Annotated in this window: 1 protein-coding gene; it reads right to left on the bottom strand. The window is 36.7% G+C overall.

Annotation, left to right across the window (positions count from 1 at the left end):
* Nucleotides 1-88: 88 nt before the first annotated feature.
* Nucleotides 89-278 (bottom strand): hypothetical protein (locus tag LIZ98_RS17795; RefSeq protein ID WP_227140461.1); only part of this gene is annotated, 190 nt, incomplete at its 5' end.

The raw sequence follows: 278 nt of genomic DNA, 5'->3' as shown, positions 1-278 counted from the left end.
AACCTACGACCGATCGGTTAACAGCCGATTGCTCTACCACTGAGCTACTGCGGAACAATAAAATGTTACCACTAGTTTAGTTTATCTTTTAAGAATTACCTTTTGTAAATAATGAATGTTTTAAGTCAATTTTCAACTTATTTAATAAGTAATGTTCCAAAGATTCTACACGAGTAGAGTTATGGTCTTTCAAAAGGAAATCTTTGTATAAGAATATAAAACATGCCTGGCAACGTCCTACTCTCGCAAAGGCAAGGCCTTCACTACCATCGGCGCTG

The sequence above is a fragment of the Caldibacillus sp. 210928-DFI.2.18 genome, assembly GCF_020554505.1.
Taxonomy (GTDB): domain Bacteria; phylum Bacillota; class Bacilli; order Bacillales; family Caldibacillaceae; genus Caldifermentibacillus; species Caldifermentibacillus hisashii.
This window is presented reverse-complemented; position numbering and strand designations above follow the sequence as displayed.